19 protein-coding genes are annotated in these 24,218 nt (G+C 43.0%); 15 read left to right on the top strand and 4 right to left on the bottom strand.

Annotation, left to right across the window (positions count from 1 at the left end; genetic code table 11):
• Positions 1-85: 85 nt before the first annotated feature.
• The 3 genes from G519_RS0110945 to G519_RS0110935 are packed head-to-tail and all read right to left on the bottom strand — an operon-like array spanning position 86 to position 3,241.
• A complete protein-coding gene (locus tag G519_RS0110945) occupies positions 86-844 on the bottom strand; it encodes a maleate cis-trans isomerase family protein (RefSeq protein WP_029194715.1) in 759 nt (252 codons plus the stop codon).
• Positions 845-869: 25 nt separating this feature from the next.
• Positions 870-2,171: an MFS transporter gene (locus G519_RS0110940; RefSeq protein ID WP_208860885.1), complete on the bottom strand. Its 1,302-nt coding sequence runs from the start codon at positions 2,169-2,171 to the stop codon at positions 870-872.
• Entirely contained in the window at positions 2,171-3,241 is a 1,071-nt protein-coding gene (locus tag G519_RS0110935; protein ID WP_029194713.1) for a tartrate dehydrogenase, read from the bottom strand. Before G519_RS0110935 ends, G519_RS0110940 begins: the two co-directional genes overlap by 1 nt.
• A 149-nt stretch (positions 3,242-3,390) precedes the next feature.
• Here G519_RS0110935 and G519_RS42640 point away from each other — a divergent pair, with 149 nt between their 5' ends.
• From G519_RS42640 to G519_RS0110915, 4 genes are all read left to right on the top strand, one after another.
• Entirely contained in the window at positions 3,391-4,050 is a 660-nt protein-coding gene (locus G519_RS42640) for a GntR family transcriptional regulator (protein ID WP_051253320.1), read from the top strand.
• A gap of 142 nt (positions 4,051-4,192) precedes the next feature.
• Positions 4,193-7,651 carry a pyruvate carboxylase gene (gene pyc, locus G519_RS0110925; RefSeq protein WP_029194712.1) on the top strand — a complete coding sequence of 1,153 codons (3,459 nt, stop codon included), beginning with the start codon at positions 4,193-4,195 and terminating at the stop codon, positions 7,649-7,651.
• A 16-nt stretch (positions 7,652-7,667) separates the two neighbouring features.
• Complete coding sequence (locus G519_RS0110920) at positions 7,668-8,336, top strand: PEP/pyruvate-binding domain-containing protein (RefSeq protein WP_029194711.1); 669 nt, start codon at positions 7,668-7,670, stop codon at positions 8,334-8,336.
• 65 nt (positions 8,337-8,401) lie between these two features.
• On the top strand, positions 8,402-9,400 hold the full coding sequence (locus G519_RS0110915; protein WP_029194710.1) for an ATP-binding protein: 999 nt from the start codon (positions 8,402-8,404) through the stop codon (positions 9,398-9,400).
• Between the two features lie 14 nt (positions 9,401-9,414).
• Here the strand turns inward: G519_RS0110915 and G519_RS0110910 are convergent, their stop codons facing one another.
• On the bottom strand, positions 9,415-10,122 hold the full coding sequence (locus G519_RS0110910) for an IS6 family transposase (protein ID WP_409372008.1): 708 nt from the start codon (positions 10,120-10,122) through the stop codon (positions 9,415-9,417).
• Positions 10,123-10,577: 455 nt separating this feature from the next.
• On the opposite strand from G519_RS0110910, the gene G519_RS0110905 reads away from it, so the two are divergent.
• The 11 genes from G519_RS0110905 (at position 10,578) to G519_RS42630 (ending at position 24,212) form a co-directional block, all read left to right on the top strand.
• Positions 10,578-12,137 carry a response regulator gene (locus G519_RS0110905; protein WP_029194708.1) on the top strand — a complete coding sequence of 520 codons (1,560 nt, stop codon included), beginning with the start codon at positions 10,578-10,580 and terminating at the stop codon, positions 12,135-12,137.
• Positions 12,134-13,828, top strand: a complete 1,695-nt coding sequence (locus G519_RS0110900; protein WP_029194707.1) for a cache domain-containing sensor histidine kinase — start codon at positions 12,134-12,136, stop codon at positions 13,826-13,828. The genes G519_RS0110905 and G519_RS0110900 overlap by 4 nt, the downstream gene beginning before the upstream one ends.
• A 171-nt stretch (positions 13,829-13,999) precedes the next feature.
• On the top strand, positions 14,000-14,845 hold the full coding sequence (locus G519_RS0110895) for a sugar phosphate isomerase/epimerase family protein (RefSeq protein ID WP_208860884.1): 846 nt from the start codon (positions 14,000-14,002) through the stop codon (positions 14,843-14,845).
• A 4-nt stretch (positions 14,846-14,849) separates the two neighbouring features.
• Positions 14,850-15,893: a zinc-dependent alcohol dehydrogenase family protein gene (locus G519_RS0110890; protein ID WP_051253319.1), complete on the top strand. Its 1,044-nt coding sequence runs from the start codon at positions 14,850-14,852 to the stop codon at positions 15,891-15,893.
• A 21-nt stretch (positions 15,894-15,914) separates the two neighbouring features.
• A complete protein-coding gene (locus tag G519_RS0110885; RefSeq protein ID WP_029194704.1) occupies positions 15,915-17,306 on the top strand; it encodes an ABC transporter substrate-binding protein in 1,392 nt (463 codons plus the stop codon).
• 66 nt (positions 17,307-17,372) lie between these two features.
• Positions 17,373-18,257 (top strand): carbohydrate ABC transporter permease, encoded by an 885-nt coding sequence (locus G519_RS42635; protein WP_036632649.1) that lies wholly within the window; start codon positions 17,373-17,375, stop codon positions 18,255-18,257.
• The gene (locus tag G519_RS0110875) at positions 18,254-19,084 is read left to right on the top strand and encodes a carbohydrate ABC transporter permease (protein ID WP_029194703.1); all 831 of its coding nucleotides are present in this window, start codon (positions 18,254-18,256) and stop codon (positions 19,082-19,084) included. The genes G519_RS42635 and G519_RS0110875 overlap by 4 nt, the downstream gene beginning before the upstream one ends.
• A 16-nt stretch (positions 19,085-19,100) precedes the next feature.
• The gene (locus G519_RS0110870; protein ID WP_029194702.1) at positions 19,101-19,946 is read left to right on the top strand and encodes a sugar phosphate isomerase/epimerase family protein; all 846 of its coding nucleotides are present in this window, start codon (positions 19,101-19,103) and stop codon (positions 19,944-19,946) included.
• 31 nt (positions 19,947-19,977) lie between these two features.
• Positions 19,978-21,138 carry a Gfo/Idh/MocA family protein gene (locus tag G519_RS0110865; protein ID WP_029194701.1) on the top strand — a complete coding sequence of 387 codons (1,161 nt, stop codon included), beginning with the start codon at positions 19,978-19,980 and terminating at the stop codon, positions 21,136-21,138.
• 229 nt (positions 21,139-21,367) lie between these two features.
• Positions 21,368-22,420, top strand: a complete 1,053-nt coding sequence (locus G519_RS0110860; protein WP_029194700.1) for an autoinducer 2 ABC transporter substrate-binding protein — start codon at positions 21,368-21,370, stop codon at positions 22,418-22,420.
• A complete protein-coding gene (locus G519_RS42630; protein ID WP_036632671.1) occupies positions 22,410-24,212 on the top strand; it encodes a sensor histidine kinase in 1,803 nt (600 codons plus the stop codon). Before G519_RS0110860 ends, G519_RS42630 begins: the two co-directional genes overlap by 11 nt.
• The last annotated feature ends 6 nt before the right edge of the window (positions 24,213-24,218 follow it).

Here is a 24,218-nt window from a genome sequence, read left to right as displayed (position 1 = left end):
AAGAAAAGACTTTCTTCCCAGCCTGTTCGGCGTAGAAAGAAAGTCTCAGTAAGATAGCAAAGTCATTTTAGCCGTCAAACATTGTTTATTTGTTTATTTTTCCGGATAATAGATATCCGGCATCCGGTACGACAGGATCAAGACCAAGCTGTGTCAAGATTCGGAAAACGGTAGAAGTCGCGGCGGATAATACGGGCTTACCTAAACGATCTTCAACTTTTTGAATCGCAGGCAGGGATGGCATTTGCACGCACGCGGAAAGGACAATGGCATCCGCTTGACTGATATCTAATCGATCCGCATGTTCAATTAAGTTCATTGGATCTAGACGGCCTACGGCAAGGTTATCCGAAACCTCCAAGCTAATGGAATCGGTTACTTTGATCCCGGCGCTCTCTATATACGCAATAACTTGGTTTGTTAGCGGTTTCATATAGGGCGTAATAATCGCTACTTTTTTAAAACCTAACGTGTTAATTCCTTCAATCAATGCCCCCGCTGAACTTAGGATCGGCGCCTGAGCTTGATTATCTTTGACTACTTTGGATAAACGCTCTTCAGAGAGAACATGATAACCCGGTCCTTGACACATAATCGCTACTAAGCAAGCGTATGCAAGAACATCGCATCTGGCATCGCTTAATTCAAGCGCGCAGCGGTCGCTGTCCACATCCATTTTCTTTAACTCTTCAGGAGTCACATGCATCATTCTCATTCGGGCCGAATGAAAGGTAAATCGTTCTTCTGGATAAGGCTCATAACGGGATTGGAGCATAGCTGGAATTTCTGTCTCCATGGTTGTATTGGAACTCGGAACAATGAGTCCTACTCTATAATTTTTCAAGATTTTTCTCCTCGTTTCAATTATTTTAGTTACCGCTGGTTAATTCGGTTCCCTTCGTTTCCTTTAAGGTGAATACCATAATGGCAGCAGCCAAGTAGGATACAGAAGCTAGGGTAATGGTATTGGAAAAACCGATTAACGGGATCAACACAGGGACTAATTTAATTCCCAGAATGGCACCGACACGCCCAAAGTTAAAGCAGAAGCCTGATGCAGTGGAACGAATGCTTGTTGGGAACAGTTCCGAATACCAGGACCCAAATCCGCTAAAATATCCGGTAAAGAAACCAAGCAGAGCAGATAATACACCTAAAATCGTCACGTTTTGAGTCGTAAACTCAAGTTTTCCGGCAGTCAGCGGCATATGGCTCACGGCAAAGGTGAAAATAGGTATCATTAAAGTCATTCCGATGAAGAAAATAGCAAACGATTTACGGCGGCCTATTTTTTCAGCCAGATAGCCAAATACAATATAACCGAGTATCGCTCCGATGCCTGTCCACACTAAAAATACGGGAGCCTGATCGATCCGGACTTTCAAGATATTTTGGAGGAAGGTTGGCGTAAAGGCTGTAATAATCCAATATCCGTACATCCCGAGAATGGAAATGGTTAAAGCAAGCATTGTAGCACGGAGATATTTCGGTTTGAAAATCTCAAACATATTTCCTTTGCTTGCATGCTGTTTCATAAACTCTCGATTGGCCAACCACACCGGCGATTCTTTTACAAAAAACAAAATAAACAGAAAGGTTGCATAGGCGGGAATACTTGAATAAATAAAGAGATTCCGCCAAGATTCAGGATCTGTAGGGCTCAGGATGTTCCAAGCGAAAATCGCGGCTAACACCTGCCCGCCGGACCAACCTGTTTGCATAAACGAAATTGCTTTCGCTCTTCCTTCCGGCTTCCAAATTTCAGATATGAGAGATGCAGCTGCGGACCATAATCCCCCAACGGCAATACCTACAATAAAACGATAAATATTTAATTCCATCAAACTATCGGCATATCCGCAAAGTAAAGTACCGGTTCCGTAGGCAAATACCGAAGCAAGAATGGTTTTCTTTCGGCCAATTTTGTCGGAGATATTACCCAGCAGGTACCCTCCAATGCCGGTTGCCAGAAGAAACCAGGCTATGGTAGAAACTACATCTCCTAATTGGACGGAGAATGTTTTTGCAACCGCTAACATTACAAATCCAAAAACGCCGGCATCCAGGGCATCGAACAGCCAAGCTGTCCATGCCCCTCCTAAGGTTGTATAACGCTGTCTAGCAGAAATATTTGTTGGTTGAGCAACTAAATTTTTTTGAATCATAGCCATTACTCATTCCCCCTCTCCTTTAATTTCTGTAGTATAGCTTCTCCAACCTGAGCTGTATTAGCTGTCCCACCGAGATCAGGTGTAATAATGCCAGCTTCCATGGTATCTTCTATAGAATCTAGAAGGAGCTGGCCGATGTCTTCGTATCCAAAGAAATCTAGCACCATTTTTGCGGACCAGATTTGCCCGACCGGATTAGCAATGCCTTTCCCGAAAATATCCGGGGCTGAGCCGTGAACCGGTTCAAACATCGATGGGAATTTGCGTTCCGGATTGATGTTCGCAGAAGGCGCAATACCGATCGAGCCCATAATCGCCGCACCCAAATCAGTCAGAATATCTCCGAACAAGTTCGACGCGACGACAACGTCTAATGTATGAGGCTTGGTTACAAAGAAAGCACTTAATGCATCAATATGCGTAGAGGTTTGTTTGATTTCCGGATATTCCTGTCCAACGCCTTGGAAGACTTCGTCCCAAAACGGCATGGAATGGATGATCCCGTTTGACTTCGTCGCACTCGTTACAAATTTCTTTTCCCGTTTGTTGGCGAGTTCAAATGCATAACGCACGGCACGCTCCGTTCCGCTGCGTGTGAAAACAGCATTTTGGACGACGATTTCGTCATTGCCTGCAGCCATACGCCCGCCAATTGGGGAATATTCGCCTTCGGCATTTTCACGGACTACGAGAATGTCAAAGTCATTTGGAGCCGCTAATGGAGAGCGAACGCCACGCATTTGTCTAACAGGACGTAAATTGATGTATTGCTTCATTTCGCGGCGGATTGCGATCAGCAGCCCCCAAAGAGATACATGGTCAGGAACCGTTTGAGGAAGTCCTACCGCGCCTAGAAAAATCGCCTCAAAGTTTTTGAGGATATCGATCCCATTTTCAGGCATCATTCGGCCATGTTTCACATAGTATTCGCAACTCCACGGAAATTCTTCAAAGCGAAATGAAAATCCTCCATGTATATCTGCTGCCAATTGCAGCGCTTTCACACCAAAAGGAACGACTTCTTTTCCAATTCCATCTCCAGGAATGACGGCGATTTCATATTTGTTCATCTTGCTCTCCCTTCTTAGACAACCAATTCATATTTTCGATATAACAAAAGGATACAGTATTCTGTATACAAAATAACAGACTAGTATTATAGTTTTATTTAGTGTATACTCTTTAAGTTAAAACGACGTTTGCTGACGAGGTGAATTTCATGCAGTCCATTAAAAAAGTGGAGCCTGCTTATCAACAAGCTTATGAGATTATAAGAGAAATGATTATTATGGGTTCATTAACGGCTGGGCAGAAGCTAACCGAAGAATCTCTGGCAGCTACACTTAAAGTCAGCCGAACGCCTATACGCGAGTCTTTGCGTCGGCTTGAACAAGATGGGCTTGTTGTTGATAAACGTGTCATCAAACCAACGGATAAAACGCTGCGGGATATTTATAGTATGCGGATTTTGATCGAAGGATATGGGGCTTTTCAAGCGGCATCGGGGCTGCCGGAAGAAAAAATGGCGGTTCTTCTCGAATGCATAGAAAAAGCGAAAACAGGGTCGAAGGAAGAAGCTATGCAGTGTAACACCGTCTTTCACGACACGATCATGGAAGCAAGCGGAAACCCATATATGCTCGGTACATACGAAAAGATGAGATCGATTATTCTTCTCTTCAGGCATGATGTTGTTTTCTACAATCGTCCCCATCTGCAGGAAGAGCATGAGAACATTTACCAGGCGATTGTCAAAAGATATAGCGAAACCGCCGAAAGGCTAATGAAAGAACATTTACAGCATGATCTGGACTTTTGTTTATCGTGTATGTTCAACAGAGATCGTGTACATATGGATGAGAATAAAATTGAGCACTAGATGATGTCTAGGGCTCTTTTTTATTTTCATGGACACAATAAAAATTTCATATAGAGGAACAAGGGGATAGTTAGTTAACTCCAATCGCTTTATCCTATATAACATAATATATAAATATAGTGTGTTATATTAGGAGGAAATCATGAAGAGCATTCGACAATTCAAGAAAGTACTGGTTGCCAACCGTGGGGAAATAGCAATCCGTATTTTTCGGGCATGTACAGAGTTAGGGATTCGTACGGTTGCTGTCTACTCCGAGCAGGACAGTGTATCCCTCCACCGTTTTAAAGCGGATGAAGCTTATTTGATCGGTGAAGGGAAAGGACCCATTGAAGCTTACCTGGATATCGAAAATATGATTGAGGTAGCTAAGCGATATGAAGTCGATGCCATTCATCCTGGGTATGGGTTCTTGTCAGAGAATGCGGAGTTTGCCAAAAGATGTACGGATGAAGGGATCGTATTTATCGGACCGGCACCTGAGCATATCCAAATGTTTGGCGATAAAGTAGACGCAAGAGCTATGGCTGTAAAGGCCGGTATTCCCATAATTCCCGGAACGCCAGAACCAGTAAACACGTTGCAAGAAGCTCTTCGATTCGGCAAAGACAATGGCTATCCGGTTATTATCAAAGCTGCTTCCGGTGGGGGCGGGCGAGGTATGCGCATCGTACGGAAGCATGAGGAAATGGCGGAGGCGTTTGATAGAGCACGTTCGGAAGCCAAATCCGCTTTTGGTAATATGGAAGTGTATATCGAAAAATATTTAGAACGACCTAAACATATCGAAGTACAAATTTTAGCTGATCGTTATGGTCATGCGGTCCATTTGTTCGAACGGGATTGTTCCATTCAACGCCGTCACCAAAAAGTTGTGGAAGTGGCGCCGAGCGTTTCGCTGCCGCTTGAGCTAAGAAATGAAATATGCGAGACGGGGCTTCGACTCATGCAAACTGTCGGTTATTACAATGCCGGAACAGTGGAGTTCTTGGTTACGCCCGACAATCAATTTTATTTTATTGAAGTGAACCCACGGGTCCAAGTGGAGCATACGATTACGGAGATGATTACAGGCATCGATATCGTTCAATCGCAAATTAGAATTGCCGAAGGATTCGCCTTGGATGATCCGGAAATCGGTATTCCCGCACAAAGTGAAATCAAGTCGAGCGGTTTTGCGATTCAATGCCGGGTAACGACAGAAGACCCGGAACGAGGATTTATGCCTGAAACGGGGAGAATATTGGCTTATCGGTCGGGGGGAGGCTTTGGCATTCGTTTGGATGCCGGAAACGACTATACCGGAGCAGTCATAACGCCACATTACGACTCTTTGCTTGTGAAAGTGTCCGCATGGGCCATTACCTACGACCAATCGGCTCAAAAAATGTTCCGAACATTAAAAGAATTCCGCATACGCGGTGTAAAAACGAATATACCGTTTTTGGAAAAAGTTGTGCAGCACAAAGATTTTTTGAACGGTATTTATGATACTTCCTTTATCGAGACGACTCCTGAGCTGTTTGAATTTCCGGTTCGTAAAGACCGCGGGACAAAGCTGCTATCCTATATAGGGCAAACGATTGTCAACGGTCATCCTGGATTGCCTGCGGATAAAAAGCCTTCATTCGACTCCCCACGCATTCCTTCATTATCCAGTTACCGGGAATATCCGGCAGGAACGAAACAAATTTTGGAACAATTTGGTGTAGAGGGGCTTCTCCAGTGGATACGTTCGAGCGAAAGGCTGCTAGTTACCGATACAACCTTCCGTGACGCTCATCAATCTTTGTTCGCTACTAGGGTTAGAACTTACGATTTGTTAAATATTTCGGAAGCGACAGGGAAGCTGGCGTCCGATTTGTTTTCCATAGAGATGTGGGGCGGAGCTACCTTTGACACGAGTATGCGTTATTTGAACGAGGATCCATGGGAAAGACTCCGCTTACTTCGCGAACGCATTCCCAACGTTTTATTTCAAATGTTGTTTAGGGGGGCTAATGGCGTTGGATATACGAATTATCCAGATAATGTTATTCGTAAGTTTGTCCAATTGGCTTCAGAAGCGGGTATCGATATCTTCCGTATCTTCGATAGCTTGAACTGGATTGAAGGAATGCGCATTGCGATCGATTCGGTTCGTGATTCCGGCAAGATCGCGGAAGCTGCGATCTGTTATACAGGCGATATTTTAGATGAGAGAAGGGATAAATACTCGCTTAGCTATTATGTTGAATTGGCCAAACAATTGGAAAAAGCAGGCGCACACATTCTTGCAATTAAGGATATGGCAGGATTGCTTAAGCCTTTTGCCGCTTATAAGCTAATCAGTGTCTTAAAGCAGGAAATCGGCATTCCGATCCATTTGCATTCCCATGATTCGAGTGGGAACCAGATGGCAACGCTAATCAAAGCTTATGAAGCCGGTGTCGATATCGTAGATACGGCTGTGAGCTCGATGTCTGGGTTAACTTCCCAGCCAAGCTTAAACGGTTTGGCTGCAGCTGTAAAGGGTCAGCCTCGAGAGACGAAATTCGATTTATCAAACCTGCAAAAGCTAAGTGATTACTGGGAGGACGTACGCGCATACTATGCTAACTTCGAGAGTGGGATGAAGTCACCAAGCACGGAAATTTATACGCACGAAATGCCTGGCGGCCAATACACCAATCTTCATCAACAGGCAAAAGGGGTAGGATTGGAACATCGTTGGGAAGAGGTGAAGATGGCCTACTCCACTGTGAATCAAATGTTCGGCGATATTGTCAAGGTGACCCCTTCCTCCAAAGTCGTTGGGGATATGGCGCTGTTTATGGTTCAAAACAATATGACTGAACAAGAAGTATATGAAAAAGGGAAATACTTCGATTTCCCGGACTCGGTTGTGCAGTTTTTCCAAGGCTATCTCGGACAACCTCCCGGTGGATTTCCAGCAAAGCTGCGCGATGTTGTATTAAAGGGGCGTGAATATTTCACCTGCCGTCCGGGGGAACTGCTAGAACCGGTTGATTTTGAAAAAGTAAAATCAGAGCTGCAAGTAAAGCTGGCTCGCCCGATTAATGATTATGAATTAATGAGCTATCTGATGTATCCGAAAGTATTCTTAGATAAAGAAAAGATAACGGGCGAGTTTGGTGACATTTCTGTTCTTGATACGCCCACATTTTTCTACGGACTTCGTCTTGGAGAAGAGATCGCGATAAATATTGAGCAGGGGAAAACTTTGTTTGTGAAGCTGATCGCAGTAGGTCCGACAACTTCTGACGGAACGAAGAGCATTTACTATGAACTTAATGGACAGCCTCGTGAAATTTCTATTCGCGACCTTTCGGCCAAAGTCATTAAGGAAGTGCGTCGCAAAGCGAATGCTGAAGTAATGGGTCAGATTGGAGCATCTATGCCGGGTAATGTCGTGAAAGTCATGGTTGAACCTGGTGATAAGATCAAGAAAGGGGTACACCTTTTTGTGACCGAAGCCATGAAAATGGAAATGACCATTCAAGCACCAATGAATGGAACCGTCATAGCTGTACACGTGAAGACAGGCGATCTGATTGAAACGGGAGATTTGTTGATTGAGCTGCAACCTCTAAATTCTTAGATAGGGGGCATCTCAAATGATTGGAGGAAACCGTCTGCCAGAAGGATTAATGGAAGAAGTCGTTTCTGCGATTAGAGATTTCGAGCTGCTCAGAGCTCAAGGGTTTGGTGATTCGGAATCGCCTTTGCTCGTTTCCGTTTGTTCCGGATCGATGTCATCGACGCCTGAGATGATGGATACGATTTTATATATTGGATTGAACGATGAGACGGTACGGGAACTGTCTGTAATCAACGGCAACCAGCGTTTAGCCTATGATTGCTACCGACAGCTGCTGCAGATGTTCGGCCGTATTGTTTGTAATATTGATAACAATTATTTTGAGTGGGAGCTACAAACTCTCAAGAAGAAACTTCGCTGCAAAACGGACAGTGAACTTTCTGAGTCTGCGCTCATTGAGCTCTGTATCACTTACAAAAAGATTATACGGAAAATGATGGGAACTCCGTTTCCAGAAAACGTATACGACCAGCTTGGTATGGCCATCGAAGCGGTATTCCGCTCATGGAAAAGGAATTTCGTATATAGCAGCATGCACCGACTTTCTGCTGACCGGGTTGGTGCCGTTAAAATTCAACCCATAGTGCTCGATGACTCAGGGTCTACAGGCGGTAACGGGGTATTAATAACCCGTGATTCCTTCACGGGAGAAAAGTGTTATAAACTTGCCGAAACAGCTCCTTAATAGTTAAGGTTACCCCCTGATATTATTTAGTCATGAAATTTATAGTTTTTAGGGTGGAGAACATTATGACGCAATTATTAGAAAGCATCATGAGTAACTTTATGTTCATATGTGTTCCATCGATTGTGTATTTTCTAGTTTGGACAAAATACGGCAAACAAAGCGGCTGTACATCCAAGATTGTTTTATTCCTTTTTTTGAGCATCTCAATTATCTTATGTTTGTCTTTCCCGTATCATTATCTGGACAATTTCATTTTCGATTTTAGACAAGTACCTCTAGTGATCGGTGTTTTATACGGTGGGCCACTGGTGGGAGGGGCGCTTCTTGCTATTCTGATGGCCTTCCGTTACATTATCGGCGGCGATGGGACTTACCTTGGTTTACTCATTTCTTTGTGTATGTACATAAGTCTGGTAGCTATGACAACAAAGCGTCGTTTGAGCAACCATTCAAAATTAATTGTTAGAGCGCTGGTTGTATCTACCGCAATAATCCCGTTCCTCATAATGTTGCTGTGGTGTTGGTTTTTCAAGTTTAGTTACCAAGAAACAATAATCATCGCTTTATTTAGGATTATTCAATTCGTCGCGATATGTATAACAGTATATCTTGTTGAGTTTATAATTGGTTACTTTAAAATGCAAAAGGAACTTTACGAAATTGAAAAAATGAGAGTTGTCAGTCAAATCGCAGCCAGCGTTTCACATGAGATCCGAAATCCATTAACTACAGTAAAAGGTTTGCTACAGGTTTTTAGAGAGAAGGATATATCGTTAGAAAAGAGGCGAAATTTAACCGAAGTTGCATTACATGAATTAAATACAGCCATAAATGTAATCTCTGACTATTTAACATTTGCAAAACCACAGATTGAGAAAGTGACATTTCTCAATTTATCTGAAGAATTTCAACAAGTTGTCAGTGTATTAACACCTTATGCAAATATGCAGCAAGTTACACTGACGTGCGTCGTGGACACAGTACAACAGGTCCTTGGAGATAGCCAGCAGTTTCGACAGAGGGTTGTGGTGCAAGAATTAAAAAAGATAGCAAGTACCTAATAAATTGTAATTAACTATGCCACAACACCAAATATTTTATTGAGCCATTCAACAATAGAGAGAACAGACGAATTATTTTCGGCCTGCCCTTTCCTAATCATATGAATGGCCTCGATTCCTTTTAACGTCTGTTCTGCAGTTAGAAATGATTTGAAACCAAGCATCGGTTTTGTGATTTTTTTTATGAATCGATGATCTTGCTCCACAATGTTGTTTAGATACTTTGTCTGTCTAATCAAGGTTTCTTTTGGTAAGGCTTTTTCATTTATTAATTCTTGTATGGCTGGTGGATATGCCGGGTTTTTATCCAAAGTGATCACGCGAGGTATTTGATTATGTGGCGAGGACAAAGCCTTTGTAAAGAAACGCTTAGCTGCCGTCATATCACGATTTTGAGATAACATGAAATCAATGGTTTTCCCCATTGAATCAACTGCCCGATATAAATACTTCCATTGACCTTTGACTTTGATGTAGGTTTCGTCCGTACGCCACGAATCGTTTGAGGGTTTCAAATAGCTGCGGATTCGTTTATCTATTTCGGGTCCAAACTCATGGACCCATCTCATGATCGTTGTATGGGATATCTTTAAACCCCGCTCGCTCATCATTTCTACTATGTCTCGATAGCTTAAACTATATTTTAAATACCATCTCACGGTTAGTAAAATGATTGCTGATTCATATTGCTTCCATTTAAATAAATCCAATTTGGTTTCCAAAGTAAGTTGCTCCATCCCATGACTTCATTATCAATTACGTTATCATGAATTAGAGCTTTGCACCACAACCAATATCTCTATTTAGCTACGATGGACGTCACTCGAAAGTGGACAGGCCGTGTCCAAAACTGGGGGCAAATGCTGCTCCAACTGTCCGTATTCTACCCAGATCGCATATGCCAACATCTGTGTTGAAACAAAAGATTTGAAAAACCCTTCTTTCTCAGGAAACGAAATAACTGACAGCGATATAGTTCAGCATCCGAAATGATTTTTAGACATTTCATATTGTCAATCTCTCTAGTTTGCGCTAAACTTACATCGTTCAATCTTGAACTTTCCAAGGGCGACGGCAGTACCGATTGACATGGTGGTGCCATTTGTTCATATTTTAAACCACAATTGGAGATCATGAATGACATTATATTTTTATTTTCACAGAAAAGGTGATTCATATGAAGCTAATTCTTATAGAGGATGAACCAGAGTCCTTAATGGGTATGAAACATGCAATAAAATCCATTGATTTGGAATTTATCTTATACACGGCCAATCATGCGGAAAAAGCATTGAGTATGATAATAGAGGAACGTCCTGATTTGATTGTAACGGATATCATGCTTCCTTATATGACCGGTTTGGAATTGGTGGAGCAGGTGACTAGCGAGGAGTACAAGCCGTTAATCATTGTGGTAAGCGGTTACAATGATTTTGAGTATGCACGAAAAAGCATTCAGGTTGGAGCGGTCGATTATTTACTTAAACCGTTTCGAACGGAAGAATTTACGGACAAGATCCGGAAGGCTTTACTTTCTATACAAGAAAAAAACTTGTATCTTCTTGAAACAAATAAGCAAAAAGCTTATGCAGAAATCGGAAATCGTTCGATGCGGGATGATTACCTTACTGATTTTTGTTTAAAGCGCACTCCTTTAGAAGAGCATGTGTACCAAAGGCTGCGTGTATGGGAAATCGAGTGGCTGGTTAACCAATCATTTTCCCTGATTATACTTGATACAAAAGGTTATCCTGAAGGGAAGTCGCTCGGACACGAATATTCACTCCAAACATTTGCAATAGGAAATATCGCCCAAGAATTGCTGGGCTCCTTTTCTCCATCCATTCTTTTTAAAGATACGCAAAATCGTTGGGTTCTTCTTACCGGTGTGGAGGATGTGGAGGGCTTATCTGCTCATATCTTTGCGGAAGTAAGGCATTATCAAAAACTGTCACTAGCGATCGGCATAAGCTCAAGAAAGTCTAATTTTGAACACATTCATACCGCGTATAACGAAGCGTTAAAGGCATTTCGCCTGAATTCTTTATCGGATAGTGAAGCCTATGTATATCAAGGGGAGCAAGCCATTTATCCTGATGATGAAGATAGCTTGTCTCCGTCTGTCATGTCCTCACTCATGATTGAAAGAGACGAGGTATTGATTCGAAGAGGGGTGCACCGATTTATTCGTCATGTCATGATGACGGAAGGCACACTAAGCAGAGAGGACATGGTTCGGGGCATTTTGAACTATCTTTCTCAAGTTCATATTCGTTTAAGCGAAACAACTTCAAAGGAATTACAAGAGATTCCGATGAAGGTATGGGAAATGTTTGATGAGTGCAAAACACTGGAAGATTGTGAACTTACGCTGAATAATTATCTGATTGCAGTAAGCAGGGAATTGTCCCCTCAGAAGTCAAATGCGTTAGTGGAACGTGCGATGCAGTTGATATCCACCCGGTTTAAAGAGGACTTAACGCTGCAAATTGTTGCGGATGAATTGTCTTTGCATCCTGTCTGGTTAAGCCAGCTCATCAAGAAAGAGACTGGACAAACTTACCTGGATCATCTAACCGAGAGAAGAATTGAACAGGCAAGAGGGTTACTAAGAGAAACGAATTTGAAAATATATGAAATCGCTGAGCAAGTTGGTTACCATGATTTACAGCACTTTGGACAAATATTTAAGAGACGATCAGGCCAAACTCCCAAGGAGTACCGCTACGGAAAATGAGAAAATTATTTGCTTTCAAAAATAAATTATTCAGTAAAATCTTCCTTCTGATGTCAATATCCGTATTTGTTCCTCTCGGACTCCTGGGTCTTCTGTCGTATGACAAATCCAAGAACCAACTGGAGAGCGTTACTTCTCAGCTTCTTCAAGATAATCTTCAGTTAAATGCCAAGCAAATCAACTCCTTCTTCAAGAACGTGGAGAACGAAGCGGATAAAATGGTCGCATCTCGGGAACTGCGAAATTTGTTAGGAGAGGACATTCCAAGCTCTTATAGTCATGAGGTGGAATTTATTAACCGAATGGTTGATGTGGTGATCCAACTCAAAGGAACATACGAACTGTACATCTTTCCTAAAAACATAGCATCCTATCCGAACTATTGGAACTTAATCAAATTAAGTAAGGTAGGCCCTGATTCGGAATACTTTCAGCGGGCCTATCAATTGCAGCGCAAGGGTATTTGGATTCATGTTTGGGATGATCATCTTAATAAACCTATCTTTATTTATATTCGAGCGATCTTTACAAACAATCAAAAGCCGTTAGGCATCATTGCACTTCAAATACCTGATTCAATCATACGGAAAGAACTGGCATCACCATCATCTTTTAAAAATTATATGTTTGTGATGGTAGATGACCAAAACCTTGTTATTTCTCATCCTTCTGCGGCTGCTTACATGAAAACGTATGTGCCCGAAGAAAGCTGGTACAAAGCTGAAATGCCGCTTAGTGAGGTAGGTTGGAAGTTAATTGCGGCTGTTCCGCAGAAAGATGTATCGGGAAGTATAGACAAAATCAAAACATTCACGGTATGGATTGTAGCGGGGAGTCTATGCCTTATCGTCGCTTTTCTTACGTTAATTGTTCGGAGCTTTACAATTCCTGTAAAAAATCTCGTTCGGCAGATGGCTGGGGTCCGGATCGGTCGATTAACTCCTTATCATCTGGTCAAATCCCGCGAGGATGAAGTAGGACAATTAATCCGCGGATACAATCAAATGATCTTAGGCATGCTTGAACTACTGCATACAACCAAAGAGATGGAATCGGAAAAACGCCAGCTGGAACTTCAAACATTGAACCATCAGATCAACCCACACTTTTTCTATAACACTCTGGATTCGATCAAATGGAGAGCGGAATCCGTTCAAGAAAACAAAATTGCCGCAATGGTTACCAAATTGGCGAATTTGCTGCGATTTAGCTTAAATAACGGCGAGGAGTGGACAACCGTAGAAAGGGAAATCGAACATGCTCGTAATTATTTGGATATTGAACATTTGAGGAGCAATCGGACCTTTCAAGTTTATGTTCAAGTTGATCCTGAAATTTTAAAGATGAAGGTTATGAAATTAATGCTGCAGCCGCTGGTAGAGAATGCTATAAAGCATGGGGTAAGTCATCTTTCAGATGGGAAAGGAAAGATTCGATTAACAGCTAAGCGTAGGGAACAAGACATTATTTTCATTGTGGAAGATAACGGCCCAGGAATTCATGTTCCATTAGCGTTAAATCCGAACGAAACAACAGATAACGATTCTCCTAGGGGGATTGGGTTAAGTAATGTTCACAAGCGTTTGCAGCTCCACTTTGGCAATGACTACGGTCTTCTAATTGACTCCACGCAAACATCAGGCTTCAGGGTAGTGGTCCGTCACCCCTTATCTCATCCTTATTCGGATTAGTGTTATATTCATAGTTTATAATCTATCTTGGTTGGGACTTAACCCATCCAGGATTTTTTTCTATTCCTTAAGAATACAGGGGGAAACATTAAGTCTCCCATGTTCAATACATGTGGATCCCCGTGTATGATTAGTACATGAAACACAATCTTCATATAGGGGGTCCTTATCGTGAGTAATGGCATCAAATTCTCATACAATACGTTGGTCTATGCGGGTGAAAACATCGAACAGGGAATCAAAAGAATAGCCGGCTTTGGATACGATGCTGCGGAGTTCGTAGGAGAACCCGAGACTAATGATCCTAAACACATTCGGAATTTGCTGGATACGTATCATATTGAAGCATCCTCCATATGTGCAATCTATACACCAGAGAGAGATTTGGTATCAAGCAACCTAGAGATTCGCAAGAATGCGATTCATTACCTGAAGCAGTGTGTGGACTTCGCGAAAGTAATCGGAGCTAAAGGTATCTCAGTAACGCCAACGTCAAACATGAAAATTCATGCTGAGGCTGATAGAAGCACAGAGTTAACTTGGGCAGCTCAAGGAATTAAGGAAGCCGGTCTCTATGCAGGAGAACATGGCATTCGGTTGACGATTGAACCGTGGAACCGATATGAGACTTATTTGATCAATCGTTTGGAGCAGTCGCTCGAACTGGTCAATGAAATTAATTTGCCTAATGTAGGATGTATGGGTGATACGTATCACATGAACATTGAGGAAACGGATATAGCCGAGGCTATCCGCAAAGTCGGGAACAAGCTCTATTACGTTCACTTTGCGGATAGCAACCGAGCTGCGCCAGGTCAAGGGCATATTGATTTTAGGCCTATTGCTCAAGCCTTGCTTGACATCCAATATGAAGGCTACATTTCGATGGAGCTCTTGCCACCGTTTGCCGATCCGTTTAGCGGTGTTCGCTGTGAAGAATTTTATGATCTTTACACCAAAGAATCGATAACTTACTTGAAAGCGCTGTTTGCTTCTCTACTTGAAAGGAGTGTCTAATCAGATGAAAAAGATGTTAGCTGCCGTTTTGTACGGGGCCGAGGATATGCGAGTTGAGGAAGTGCCTGTTCCAGAAATCGCAGAGAATGAGGTGCTCATTGCGGTGAAGAGCTGCGGAATTTGTGGCACAGACCCGCATATTTACAGGGGGCACTTCCCAGTACCATTTCCATTAATTCAAGGTCACGAGTTTTCCGGTGAGGTCGTCAGTACAGGTGCCGCTGTTACGACAGTTGGTATAGGTGATAAAGTTACTGCTGATATTACTATCAGTTGTGGAAAATGCTTCTATTGCAGAATGGGACAAAAATTATTCTGTGAGGAAATCGTTCAGATCGGTGTCCATACGAACGGCGCATTTGCGCAATATGTAAAGGTGCCAGAGACTAATATTTACAAGCTGCCCGAAGAGATGAGCTGGGAAGAAGCAGCGTACATTGAACCGCTGGCATGCGTGATCCGCGGACAGGAGCGGGCGAATATTACGATGGGAAGTACGGTGGCCATTATCGGAGCAGGACCGATGGGACTCGTTCATGCACAGCTGGCGAAGATGAATGGTGCCGCGACAGTCATTATGAGTGAAATGAATGCAGTCCGAATTGAGAAAGCTAAAAATTTAGGTGTGGACCATGTGATCGATGCTTCGGCGCAAGATCCTGTACAGGCTGTTTTGGATTTGACGGAAGGAAGAGGTGCAGATTTTGTTATTGAGGCCGTAGGTGCTATACCAACCTATCAGCAAGCGTTCCAAATGGTAAGACGAGGTGGCGTACTCGTTACTTACGGAGCGGCTCCGGCTCATGCGATCATGGAAATCAAGCCATTTGAAATCTATAGCAAAGAACTGACCATTGTCGGTTCCTATGCAGGGACTTATGATACTTGGCTGAAAGCGATCCATCTCATCTCAAGTAAGCGGTTTAAACCAACGGATATTATTAGTAAATCAATTCCACTTACAAACATCGTGGATGGCATTAAAGAAGCGATGACTAATAAAGATATCATTAAAATCATCGTAGATTGTACGGTCGTCAGACAATAACCTATAGGGGGAAAAGAAAATATGAAATGGATAAAAGCACCACTCACCATCGTATTGGGTCTTAGTCTCATTTTGAGCGCATGTTCTTCAAATACGGATAGTAGTAAGTTAGCGGAACCTAAAAAGGATGGGGCCGCATCCACCCCTGGCGCGCAAGTCACATTAAATGCGGTAATGCTAGGAGCAACATGGGGGACGGCAACCCAAGAGTTAGCTAAACAGTACGAGAAAGAGACCGGTGTGAAAGTAAACGTTGAGCTCGTCGGGCGTGATGTTATTTACCAAAAGCTTGCCTTATCGATTGCAGGTCAAGCCAACTATGATCTGTTTAACGTGGATTATAACTGGGTGCCGGAGTTCGCATCTACCGAGAGCTTGTATCCTCTGAATGACTTGATTAAAAAATACAATGTGGACACATCTAAATATTTGCCAAGAGCGCTAGCGCTGACGCAATGGAATGGTAAAAATGGATCCTTCGGCGAGGGTGGCACGATCTACGGGTTGCCTCAAACCATCCATCCGCACGTACTCTGGTATCGCTCAGATCTATTTAAGGATGAGAACATAAAAAAAGAATTCAAAGCAGCATACTCCTATGATTTAGCTCCGCCAAAAACAATGAAGCAATTCAAAGACGCTGCTGAGTTCTTCAATGGAAAAGTTGTAAACGGACAAAAGATGTATGGCTGGGCTGCACAGGCAAGTAAAGGCTTCGGTAACGTCCATACGTGGCTAACTTTTATGTACTCCAATGGCGCCGATGTCATTAACTGGGACAAAATGACTTCTTCCTTATCAACACCAGAAGCGGTTGAAGCTACCAAAACGTGGGTAGATCTATTGAAATATTCTCCACCGGGGATTAACGATTATACCTTTGCGGAAGTGTCGTCTGATGCGGCACAAGGAAAACTGGCAATGGCGATACACTGGTCATGGTCCGCATTTGAAGTGGACGATGCGACGAAGTCCAAAACCGTTGGAAAATGGGATTTTGTGCAAGTACCTGAAATGAAAACATCTGTTCCCCATTTGGCAGGTTGGGCGAATGTCATTCCGAAAACATCGAAGAACTCCGAAGAGGCATTTAAATTCATGGCATGGCTGGAGAATAAGCAAAATGACGTCAATCAAGCCAAGATGGGTGGAGGCGATCCGGTACGTGAAGAGTCGTATGCAGATAGCTCATTAACCGATCTTAAGATCGAGGGCACAGATGTGAAGAAATTCCGCCGATATGATGCGCTTGGAGAAGCGATGAAAAAGGCAAAAGCCCGTCCGTTCTTCCCTCAGGAAGAAAAGTGGGAAAGTACGGTTTCTGAATATTTAAGCGCGGCTCAGTATAAACAAATTTCCGTCGAGGAAGCACTGAAGAAAGCCGATGACGCTGTGAATAAAATGCTGAAATAACGTATATTAGTTGGATTTGAGGGGGGGATATAAGCCCCCCTTTATCTTTCATTGGGAGAGTTGAGCATGAAGAATCTGAGATTGCAAAGAGGCGGGCCTTACTTAGTCATGCTGCCGGGACTATTGCTGCTTGCCTTGTTTTCGATTTATCCATTTCTATTTTTGGTAAAAGTCAGTTTCCAGAAATACAGTCCAGTAGGAGAGAACAATCCCTACGTAGGATTGAAAAATTATATACAGCTTTTTCAAGACCATAACTTTTGGAATGCACTGAAAGTAACCGGAATATTTGTTACGAGCTCCGTTGTTTTGGAATTTGTTATCGGCCTTGGACTTGCCATCATTCTTAACCGAATCGGGATCGGGCAGAAATGGTTTCAGTCCTTGATGCTGCTTCCGATTGCTATGGCTCCTACCGTCGTGGGCTTGATGTTTCGATTTATGATGAACGATCAATACGGAGTTTTTAACTATTTTGTTGAAATGCTTGGCTTAGACAGAACCGCTTGGCTTTCCAACCCACATTTGGCATTACCTGCACTCATCCTAACCGATATTTGGCAATGGACGCCGTTTATGATGATTATATTGCTGGCAGGATTAAAGGGAATACCGGATGAGCCCTACGAAGCGGCAAGAATCGACGGGGCCTCTGCTTGGCAGACCTTCCGTTATGTGACCATCCCGCAGCTATCGAGAATGATAGTGATTGCACTGCTTTTAAGAACGATTGATGCCTTTCGAATTTACGACACCATTTATATGATGACCAAGGGTGGTCCGATTAATGTAACTTCGACGTTAAGCTGGATTGTTTATGATAAAGGGTTTAAGTTTTTGGATTTCGGCTACGGAGCGGCCATTTGTGTCGTACTGCTGATTTTAGTCGTGAGTTTGTTAACCTTCTTGTTGAATAAAATTGATGTGTTTGAGGTGAAGGTAAAACCATGAATGAATCCAAACATTATTCCGTTGTTGTCCTGCAATATGTAGTGGTCTTGGCTGCGATGATCGTGTTTATATTTCCGATTTTTTGGATGATTATGACTTCATTAAAAAACCAGACAGATGCGTTTACAAGCGTACCGAAATGGACGTTTGCAGTAACGTATGAGAATTATAAAATCGTGCTGTTCGAAAGAAGCTTCATGAAATATTTAGGAAACAGTTTATATGTATCCTTGTTTTCCACCGTATTGGCCGTCACGCTTGGCAGCGGAATCGCCTATCCGTTCGCAAGGTACAAACTGGCTGGCGCCAAAAATGTATTATCTTGGGTATTGACGCTAAGAATCGTTCCTCCCATTGTCTCCATCCTGCCCATTTATCTTGTATTCTCAAAGCTGAATATGCTGGATACGTATACCGCTCTTATATTGATGTACACGTTTATGAATCTTCCGCTGACGACTTGGTTGCTATACGGTTTTTTTAAGGATATACCTGGAGAAATTGAAGAATCTGCCCTTGTTGACGGCTGCAATCGCTTCACCGCATTCTTTCGGGTGATTTTCCCGATCGTTGGACCGGGGCTCGTATCTGCTGCCTTGCTTTCTTTCATCTTCGCATGGAATGAATTTTTATTTGCGAACATCTTGTCTGGACCGCACGTACGAACAGCTCCGGTCGGACTTAACGAATACGCAACCCCGGTTAGTGTTTTGTGGGGTCAAATTGCGGCAGCGGGAACGATGATTATTGTCCCAATTGCTGTCATTACAGTTGCCCTGCAGAGAAAGATGGTAAGCGGACTCACTATGGGCGCAGTGAAGGGCTAATGAGGAGGAATATGAGATGTATAAGTATAGTGTAACCCAGTGGATCTATGGGCAAGAGGAACTTGAAACGAGTTTGAAGAGACTTCAAAAGTATGGTTATGACGGTGTGGAGCTTGCAGGTGAACCCGAATTGCTCGACATCGAGGAGATCCAGTCCTTGTTAAGTGAATATAAACTGGAATGCACTTCCATATGCGGCATCTATACGGCGGAACGCGACCTGACCAGCGCAAATTCGGATATCCGGAGGAGGGCTGTCCAATACGTGAAGGACTGCGTCGATATGGCTGTGCAATTGGGCGCTCGCGTGGTCATCGTCGTTCCGACACCTGTCGGGAAAAGCGGTCCCGAAACGTCCATTCAGGAAGAGTGGAGGCTCGCCGTAGAGAGTTTGAAGGAAGCTGGAGCCTATGCGGAAAGTAAACATGTTGTTCTCGCGATCGAAGCGTTAAATCGTTTCGAAACCTATCTGGTCAATACATTGACAACGGCAAAAAAATTGGTTGAAGAAGTAGATTGTCCAAGCGTTCGAATCATGGCGGATTTATTTCATATGAATATTGAGGAGAGAAGCCATATCTCCGCTCTTACCGATATTTCACCGTATTTAGCGCATGTCCATATTGCCGACAATACCCGGGAAGCGGCAGGTTTAGGACAGACCAATTTTGAGCATGTGATGCGAACGCTGTTAGAACTTCAGTATACTGGAGCGATTACCATGGAGTTTATGCCATCTGTATCGAACCCCTACTTGGTTGCTGCGCAGAATAATGAATCCGGCGAAGCGCTGCTCGATCACTATACGGAGCAATCTATCGATCATATTAAGGGAATTATGAACGCATTGACAAACGAATAAACGGATGAACAACTTGGGAGAGGTACCATATATGCAAAAAATAAAGGTAGGCATTGTTGGAACCGGCTTTATCGGTCCGACTCATATTGAAGCGATCCGCAGACTTGGGTTTGTGGATGTTATCGGGCTTGTAGAAAGCAATGCGGATGCGGCTGTGAAAAAAGCGAGCGAGCTCAGCATTCCTAAATCTTATGGAAATCTGAGTGAGATGCTTAAAGACCCGGAGATTGAAGTTATTCATAACTGCACGCCGAACCATCTGCATTTTCAGATCAATAAAGAAATTATTCTAGCGGGTAAGCATATCATTTCGGAGAAACCGTTGGCGTTGTCGAGTGAAGAATCGAGAGAGTTATTGGAGCTTACCAGGGAACATAAGGTTGTTCACGGCGTCAATTTCAATTATCGGCAATTCCCGATTGTCCGGCAGTTAAAATCGATGGTGGATCATCAAGAGCTGGGCAGCATCAATATCGTTCACGGAAGTTATTTGCAGGATTGGCTGCTCTTTGATACGGATTATAACTGGCGGCTTTCACCGGAAGCGGGGGGCAGGTCCAGAGCGGTTGCAGACATCGGCTCCCATTGGTGCGACACCGTTCAATATGTGACTGGCAAGAAAATCGTCGAAGTTCTTGCAGATCTTGCTACTATTGTACCGATAAGAAGAAAGCCGAAGGGCAGCGGCTCCACATTTGGTCTCTCCTCAAATCAAGAGGATCTTTACGAGCCTGTTCCTATAGCGACGGAAGATTATGCAACGGTCATTATCAAGTTCGAGGACGGGTCGCGGGGCACCTTTACAGTGTCTCAAGTTAGTGCAGGTCGAAAAAACCGACTAAGCTTTGAGATCAATGGCAGCAAAAGCTCAGCTGCTTGGAACCAAGAAGAGCCCGAAAAGTTGTGGATTGGGCATCGAGGCAGACCTAACGAAATCCTTATGGCAGATCCGTCTTTGTTTTCGGAGGAGGCAAGGTCTCAAATTCATCACCCAGGTGGGCATAATGAGGGATGGCCGGATGCCTTGAAAAATATGATGTTAAACTATTATACGTATATTTTGGAAGGAAAGAACCCCTTGACGGACCCGGCCCCATTTGCCACGTTTGAGGATGGACACATCTCCATGTGCATCACAGATGCAATTCTAGAAAGTCACGAAAACGGTCGGTGGGTGAAGGTAAAGGTTTGACCGATTGGTCTTAATGCATAAAAAAACGAGGTTGCCCCTAAGAGATGGACTTAGGGGCAATCTTTATCGAACAACGGATTTCCTTACGATTTACTCAACTTCAAAACTAGCAGCCTTCAAATTTGCTTCAATTTCTCCATAAGTGGTTGCAATACCTTGATGTCTGCCGTATCATTAGGAAAAATAATCTGTTGAAAATATATACACAGTGTACTGTGGGGGGCCGAACATGTTAAAAAAAATTGCATGCACGATCATCTCAATCCTTTTTGTAACCGATTTCATAGCAGGATTTATGAGCTCTTCCAAGTATCAAACCGTATATATGAATACCGTTAAAGAAGATCGGATCAAACAAAAACAACAAGATGTTCAAAGCAAGGAATACACGATTGCTATCGTTTCAAAGCTGGAGAGCATCCCCTACTTCAAAAGCGCCGAGGAGGGCACCAAGGAAGCAGCCAAAGATTTGGGAGTCAAAGTGATCTTTACAGGGCCGTCGATCGAAGATCCCGATAAGCAGGCGAACGTGATCCTGGAATTAATCTCACGCCAAGTGGATGCGATTGTTGTTTCAGCCAATGATCCTTTTAAATTGCTGCCGGTCTTGCAAGAAGCCAGGGAGCATAACATAAAGGTCATCACATGGGATTCAGATTTGGACCCGACGGGAAGAGAATTTCTCGTAAATATTGTAGATCCGCAAATAGTAGGGCGCCATTTAATGGATGCGCTTGCATCGAATTCGCACGAAACGGGCGAATTTGCGATTATTGCGGGATCGTTAGCAGCAGCAAATTCAAATGAGTGGATCAAGTGGATCAAAAAACAAATGATCGAAAACTACCCCCATATGAAATTGGTCGACATTGTGCCAAGTAACGATAATTTTGAGACGGCTTATGCGGCTACGAAACATATTTTAGAAAAAGATCCAAACTTATCGGGGATCATCGGCCTGAGTGTTGTTGCTCCTCCCGCAGCTGCTCAGGCTGTTGCTGAATTGGGGAAAAAGGGGAAGGTCAAGGTCGTTGGTTTGTCGACACCCAATCTCATGCGAACTTATATTAAAGAAGATGTATCGCCGGTCATTACGCTTTGGAGTCCCCAAAAATTAGGATACTTAACTGTCGTGTTAGCGAAAAATTTGCTCGATGGAAAATATCCGTATGACCGGCAAGTTATTGCGAATGTAGGCAATATAGGCGTAAAAAACGATATCGTCCATATAGGAGAGCCCATCGATTTTACAAAGGAAAATGTGGATCAATATGATTTCTAAAACGAGAATGATCGAATGGTTTAAACTGAAAAATTATCGGCTGAGATCGAAGCTGATCATCACATACATGCTTTTGACGGTAGTACCCATGTCGCTGCTAGGATACATTTCTTATAATCAATACACGAAGTCCATCGAGGAGCAGGTTGGGGAATACGTGCCGAGAATTTTGGACCAAGCGAACGAGAATATTGATAAACGGATGGCCGAATTCGAGAGTTTATCGGAGCTTTTATATAATTCAAGTCAAGTCGTATCGATCTTGAGAAAGGATTCAAATACCAATCCATTAGATTTACTGAATGACCGTTTTACGGTCAACAGCTTCCTCTCGAAAACCTATACGGGCGGAAACAGCGATCCTATTTTAGGGGTTTTTGTTTGGTCCAAAAAACGATTATTTTACAGTACGAAGGTCCCTTATTCAGGCTTTGAGCAGGAGCTTGATTTGTCCGGGAAGTCAAAAATTATTTTACCGAATGAAACCGATCTCCAATTTAAAGGCAATCCGCCTTATATATTGATCAAAAAACAAATCTGGGATTTCGAAAACCGGAAAAGTATCGGCTCCATTTTCATCGCTGTCCGATTGTCGTTCATCGAAAAAGTGCTTCATGATATGGATAAACAAGATAAAGCTGAAATCTGGATAGCTAATCAGGAGGGGCAGGTCATCTATCATACAGTCCCCAGTCAGATTGGTAAAGTCTTGGACGCCTCGAATTATCCTTTAAAGAATGGGAGCTTCCGATCCTATCGCAATGGTGAACGCAAATTGATAAGCGTAAGTCAATCTATGCAAACGGATTGGATGATTGTAAACAGCATTTCATTTAAATATATAACAAAAAATACGGACTTGGTTTTAAAGGTCATGATTTTTTTGTTTTTTGTTGTCGTTTTGATCACGAGCTTGATTTCAATTTTCATGGCCTGGAGCGTAAGCCTTCCGCTTCATAAGCTGAGCCGCTTAATGAAAAATGTGGAAGACGGGAACTTCCAGGTTGATCTCCATATCAATTCCAGGGATGAAGTGGGTGCGTTAGCGAGCAGCTTTAATTCGATGGTTTACAGAATCAGAAATCTCATTCAACAAAACTATCATATCGAGCTTCGGCAAAAGAAAGCTGAGCTGTATGCGCTGCAATCTCAAATTAATCCGCACTTTATGTACAATACATTAGAAACGATAAGTATGGCTGTAGAGGAGGATGAGAAGGAAACAGTCGTCGAAATGGTAACTTTGCTGGGCAGAATGCTGAGATTCTCGTTAAGCAATAAAGACCGATTCGTTAAGATCGATAAGGAAGTTGAGCATGTAAAAAATTATTTGACTATTCAGAAATACAGGTTTGAGCAGCGTTTAAATTTCAAGATTCAGTCGGTTATCGATGTAAACCAATATTTTTCACCTAAATTCATTTTGCAGCCGATTATCGAGAATTGCATCAAGCATGGTTTTGAAACCCGAAAAGGAGCTACGATCCGCATTCATGTGGAGAAAGTTCGGGGACTTGCTGCCGGCAGTGAGGACATTATTTTCAAAATTCAAGACGACGGGACGGGCATTGATCAAAAAACGCTCGCGGAAATTCATGAATTGATGCATTCGGATCCGATTGCCAAGAGGGATTCTGGTTTTGGCCTAATCAATGTACATGCCAGAATTATCATGATGTTCGGCATGGATTACGGGCTTACGATCGAAAGTGAATTGACCAAGGGGACTGTAGTCATGATCCGAATTCCTGTCATCGAAGATCACTTAGCGGTTGAAAAATACGTTGAATAAGAGGAT

This window comes from Paenibacillus alginolyticus DSM 5050 = NBRC 15375 (genome assembly GCF_000422905.1).
GTDB lineage: Bacteria > Bacillota > Bacilli > Paenibacillales > NBRC-103111 > Paenibacillus_E > Paenibacillus_E alginolyticus.
Note: the sequence above shows the minus strand (reverse complement) of the source record. Positions and strands in the feature narration are given on the sequence as shown.